The organism is Psychrobacter sp. (assembly GCF_035469765.1).
Taxonomy (GTDB): domain Bacteria; phylum Pseudomonadota; class Gammaproteobacteria; order Pseudomonadales; family Moraxellaceae; genus Psychrobacter.
Window position 1 is genome coordinate 1 of sequence record NZ_DATIRM010000090.1, and the last position, 5,310, is coordinate 5,310.

A 5,310-nucleotide genomic window follows, 5' to 3' on the forward strand; every position below is an offset into this window, starting at 1 on the left:
TGCCCATCCTGAGAGTCTGATTTTACCAAACGTTGAAAAACCAACGATGGGTATAGAAAACTTACCAGATAGCGCCACGATTTGCTCATGCTATAACGTCACCAAAGGCGATATTTGCACGGCGGTTGAGAACGGTGCATATTCCCTTGCAGAAGTGAAGTCGTGTACCAGTGCAGGTTCAGGCTGTGGCGGCTGTGCGCCTATGGTGAAAGACACCTTAAGCTACCAGTTAACGACCCTTGGTTTTGAGGTCAATAACGACTTATGTGAACACTTTGCTTATACCCGTCAAGAAATATATAGCTTGATTCGTGTTCATGGTATTAGAACTTTTGATGCACTATTGGAGGAGCATGGTCATGGTCATGGCTGCGAGATTTGCAAGCCTACAGTTGCCTCTATCTTAGCCTCGTGCTGGAATGATTATGTGCTCAAGCCTGAACTGACGCCTTTGCAAGACAGCAATGATTATTATCTGGGTAATATACAAAAAGATGGCACCTATTCGGTGGTACCTCGGGTGCCGGGTGGTGAAATTACAGCCGATAAGCTAATCATCCTTGGGCAAGTCGCCAAGGAGTTTAATCTATACACCAAAATTACGGGTGGTCAGCGCGTAGATTTATTTGGTGCACGTCTAGACCAACTACCTGATATCTGGACACAGTTGGTGCAAGCTGGCTTTGAGACCGGTCATGCTTATGGTAAGTCGTTACGGACGGTTAAATCCTGCGTGGGTAATAACTGGTGTCGCTATGGTGTCGATGACAGTGTCGGCTTAGCACTCAAATTAGAAGACCGCTACAAAGGCGTGCGCTCACCGCATAAGATAAAAATGGGCGTGTCAGGATGTACGCGTGAGTGTGCAGAGGCACAAAGCAAGGACTTTGGTATTATCGCTACCGAAAATGGTTGGAATTTATTTGTCTGTGGTAATGGTGGTATGACCCCGCGGCATGGCGAATTGTTTGCCACCGATCTTGATAGCGATACGGTTATCAAATACATCGATCGCATTATCATGTTTTATATCAAAACAGCAGACAAGCTCCAGCGTACCTCAAAATGGCGTGAGAGCTTGGATGGTGGATTGGCATATCTACAAGCAGTTATTATTGAGGACAGTCTAGGCATCGCTGATGAGCTAGAAGCACAAATGCAGCTGTTAATCGATAACTATGTGTGTGAGTGGAAAGCCACCATCACCGATAGCGAAAAACTTAAACGCTTCCGTCACTTCGTCAATAGTGAACAAGGAGATGACAATGTGGTCTTTGTCACCGAGCGCGAGCAAATTCGCCCCGCGACCGATATTGAAAAAACTAAGATCCTAGTGACTGAGCTGGCTTAATTAGCGCTTAATACCATCCGATAATATAGCAATAAGGATAACCCAATGAACCAGTATACCGTTTGCAAATTAGAAGATATCCTCCCTGAGACTGGTGTTTGTGCACTGATAGAGGGCAAACAAGTTGCAATTTTTCGTACCAAAGACAATAAACTTTTCGCACTTAATAACTATGACCCCTTTAGTCAGGCCAACGTATTATCTAGAGGGTTAATTGGTGGTACTACTGTTACCAACGAGGCTGGCATTGATGAAGCAGTGCTGTATGTGGCTTCACCTATTTATAAGCAGCGCTTTAACCTTGCCACCGGTCAATGCTTGGATGATAAGATGGTCACGCTTGCTACTTATCATGTTGAGCTTGATGCCAGTCTTGAAAGTACTGATGTGGTGATAAAGTATGATCAGTTAGAAATTTCATCTGCAACACTATTAGAAATGGAAGTTGTCTAAGGTGCCGCCGTCTTTTTAGCAAATTTAAACAAGTAATTTACATTAAGATACTGAATAAAAAATCGTACTGGCATAGTATTGGCAGTAAATATATTTCACTTAATGCCATTAAAAGGATCATAAATCATGTCTGACAAGTCTACTAATAACGATAACATTAAAAATGCCTTAGAGTCTCTTGAGAATGCAGCGGCAACGCCTTCAAATGATGCGGTAACAGGCTTAGAAGTAGTAAAAGGCGATACTGTCGTTTATGAAGACGGTGATTTTGAAGATTATAATGCTGATAAAGACTATGAAGTTGATGAAGAAACTAAGTCTAGTAAGGATGATGAGTCCAATAAAGACGATAAAGATGACAATGCTGATAAAGAAGATAAGTCTACCGAAGAAGATAAGCATGGTACGACGATAGCTAACATCTATCAATGGGCTGCTAAGCTCAAAGATGATATTATTTCTGACAAAAAAGACTCTAAGTCTGACGAAGAAGATAAGTCTGATTCTGAAAAAGAGGACAAGCATAGTGCGACAATAGCTAATATCTACCAATGGGCTGCTAAGCTTAAAGATGATTTTACGTCTGAAGCTTCAAATATGACGCTTGACGTTTCTGAAAAAGCGGTTGCTATCATGCTTAATAGACTTTTAGATGCCAAAACTGCCGAGTTAGAAGCTTTTGATAAGAAAGTAGCAGACTCTGAAGGATCGGTAGAGAATGCAGAAGAAGAACGTAGTAAGATTGCTGATAAAAAAGACAAATCCCAAGGTATGATTGACCAACTACAAGGCTAATTAGTGCTTTGAGTAATCAGTCTTATGGATCCAGTGTTAAGTATTTAGCACTGGATTTTTATTGTTTTTGGCTGTCGCAAGCTCAAGAGTATTAGTTCCGATAATCGACTTTAGACCCTCTAAATATTAACGGTAATTTATAAAACTATTTTTATATAAAAATAAAACAAATACGATTGACGTCTATTGGCTATTAGGTATATCTGCGATTAACGGTAAAATGTAACGCCAAACCAATTGCGTAAACATGCCTATCGATTTCTGCTAATATCATGCCACTACGTTACTAACTAATTATAATATGTAAGGTTGAGAGGATTTAACATGCGATTCAAATCATTCGTTCAAAAATTACATGAACGCAATCCTAAACTTGGCAAGGTCGCTTCACTGACCACAGCAACAGGCGTTATTACCTTTAATAGTATGTTGGCGGGTCCCCCTGTATGGATTATGGGTGCAGCCAAAGCTGTTACTGGTGCAGCGATTGCTGATAAAGCGGTCATTGATGTGACCAATTATTGGATTAACAGCAATAACGCGATGATCGATAACATACTGCCGGATAAAGATTGGCGTATCAGCCTACCTGACGATATCCATACCAAGGGCAAGTATTTACTAGTAAGCAATCACCAATCGTGGGTTGATACCAGCATCGTGCAATATATTAGTGAAAAGCGTTTGCCATTGACGCGCTTTTTTACCAAGTTTGAGCTGATATATATACCGGTCATTGGTCAAGCTTTCTATTTTCTTGACTTTCCAATGATGCGTCGACATTCTAAAGAAGCGATTGCTAAAAACCCTGCCTTAAAAGGCAAAGATATCGAAGAAGCAAAACGTGCCTGCGCGCTGCTGAAAGACAAGCCTTTTACGCTGCTCAATTATCTAGAAGGCACACGTTTTACCACCGAAAAACGGGATAAGCAGCAGTCGCCCTACACACATCTACTTAAGCCTCGAGCAGGCGGTTTATCGCTAGCGATTAGTGCGCTTGGCGAGGATATCGATGGTATTTTAGATATGACCATCGTCTATCCTGATGGTGTGCCGACTTATGGCGACTTATGGAAAGGCAATATTAAGCGTTTGGGCGTCGATGTCAGGCATATTAAGATGCCTGATGACTTATTTACCAGTGTTCAAAATGGCGGCTATGAGACAGATGAGGCGATAAAAGCAGAAATGTTTGATTGGGTTGAGCAAGTGTGGCAGCAAAAAGATCAACTCATTACTAAGATGCTTGCTGAATTTGAAAGCAAGCCCCCTGCCCTTGATGCTTAGTTATCGAGCGAACCTCTTAACTTAACCTGCTTTATTTGCACATATATTGATCGTTCTATTGGTTTTTTAGCGCAAGCAATAATAGCAGACGTAGGTTGCTATTATTGCTTGCGCTAAAAAACCATACCTTATATGTCGATAACAAAAGGAAAATACAGTGCCACAGGCTCATCCAATGTTTGAACCCGCCTCTAATCTTACAACAGAACAAAATACGGCATTAAAAACACTGACGCTAATAGGTTATCTAGAAGGCACCTCGTTTTTACTGTTGCTCTGCATCGCTATGCCACTAAAGTACATGATGGACATCCCTGAAGGAGTAAAATATATCGGCATGGCACACGGTGGCTTATTCATCGCCTATATCGTTATACTCATGGGCACAGCCGTCAAGATCAAGATGCCTATATGGGCGATCCCTGCCGGCGTGCTTGGCTCGTTCTTACCATTTGGTCCGTTTATCTTCGACTATTGGTTAAAAAAGAACCTAAAGAAAAGTGAGAAAGTTGCTTAAGACAAAGGTTTTCATGACGCTAATCATTGGTTTCACGATATAGCGTGTTTTGTGACTCTTCTCTAAAATCTTCGTATGTGATGGCACGCTCGGCTTTTGGCGCACTAACATCAGGCTCATTATTCATCGCGTCCGTTTCAGGTTTGGATATTGATGATTTGGCGGGGTCAGAGTCACTGGGCACTTCAACGACAGCAGATGGCGTATCAGCCTCTACCACAATATTTTGCTCAGTGGTGTTCATCTCAGTGCCGGTAGCCGTTTTCTTGGTGACTGAGGTTGTTTGAGTCATGCTATTGCTAACAGGCGTGCCAGCGGCATCAGCTTCTGTCAACGTAGTACCAGTGAACAAGAAACCAGTCCCCATTAACGTCAATACAGCACCAGAAATCATGAGTGAGCCAAGCACCATACCTATAATAAGCGGCTTTTTACTACTCTTCTGCTTTTGTATTGATTTTACCGCTTTCTTTTTTTTCGATTTTTTGATGGGCAAGGTTGATAAAGATGCAGTGCTGATAGGTTCATCAATATAAGCGCTACTATCTACCTCAGTATTTTCATTTTTATCTGCAGAGGCTGCGCTATCAGTCGCTTCTGTTATCGTTAGAGAGTGTATAAACTTCTCATCTTTTTCAGAGAAGTCCAAACTTACCGATTTACTTGTGTTATCAGATATCTGTAACCCTGCTATATTTTCCACACTATCTTGCTCTTGACTGGCAAATAACTCTAGTTCTACTGCACTTAGTGGCTCATACGAGGACAGCTTGTCAGCGTTCTTAAGCGGTTGTAATATATACTGCTGAACAGGACTGTCCAGTAGGCTTGCGCTAAGACCCGCATCTGTCTCATCATAAGTGTCATTATTGGTAACAGTTGGCGCTCTCAAATTTTCTGTATTCTC

6 protein-coding genes are annotated in these 5,310 nt (G+C 41.8%); 5 read left to right on the forward strand and 1 reads right to left on the reverse strand.

Annotation, left to right across the window (positions count from 1 at the left end; genetic code table 11):
- The 5 genes from nirB to VLN09_RS02480 all read left to right on the forward strand — a co-directional run.
- Positions 1-1,351 (forward strand): nitrite reductase large subunit NirB (gene nirB / locus VLN09_RS02460; protein WP_325243628.1); only part of this gene is annotated, 1,351 nt, incomplete at its 5' end.
- Positions 1,352-1,396: 45 nt separating this feature from the next.
- Positions 1,397-1,804 (forward strand): nitrite reductase small subunit NirD, encoded by a 408-nt coding sequence (gene nirD, locus VLN09_RS02465; protein ID WP_325243629.1) that lies wholly within the window; start codon positions 1,397-1,399, stop codon positions 1,802-1,804.
- Between the two features lie 126 nt (positions 1,805-1,930).
- Positions 1,931-2,599, forward strand: coding sequence for a hypothetical protein (locus tag VLN09_RS02470; RefSeq protein ID WP_325243630.1), 669 nt, complete (start codon positions 1,931-1,933; stop codon positions 2,597-2,599).
- Between the two features lie 324 nt (positions 2,600-2,923).
- A complete protein-coding gene (locus VLN09_RS02475) occupies positions 2,924-3,886 on the forward strand; it encodes an acyltransferase (RefSeq protein WP_325243631.1) in 963 nt (320 codons plus the stop codon).
- 175 nt (positions 3,887-4,061) lie between these two features.
- Positions 4,062-4,403, forward strand: a complete 342-nt coding sequence (locus tag VLN09_RS02480; RefSeq protein WP_325243633.1) for a DUF3817 domain-containing protein — start codon at positions 4,062-4,064, stop codon at positions 4,401-4,403.
- Positions 4,404-4,422: 19 nt separating this feature from the next.
- On the opposite strand, the gene VLN09_RS02485 is transcribed toward VLN09_RS02480, so the two are convergent.
- Positions 4,423-5,310: hypothetical protein (locus VLN09_RS02485; protein WP_325243632.1), on the reverse strand; the 888-nt coding region annotated here is incomplete at its 5' end.

Coding starts and splice junctions, on each gene's coding strand:
- nirD (WP_325243629.1), top strand. CDS start 1,397: ATGAACCAGTATACCGTTTGCAAATTAGAAGATATCCTCCCTGAGACT.
- VLN09_RS02470 (WP_325243630.1), top strand. CDS start 1,931: ATGTCTGACAAGTCTACTAATAACGATAACATTAAAAATGCCTTAGAG.
- VLN09_RS02475 (WP_325243631.1), top strand. CDS start 2,924: ATGCGATTCAAATCATTCGTTCAAAAATTACATGAACGCAATCCTAAA.
- VLN09_RS02480 (WP_325243633.1), top strand. CDS start 4,062: ATGTTTGAACCCGCCTCTAATCTTACAACAGAACAAAATACGGCATTA.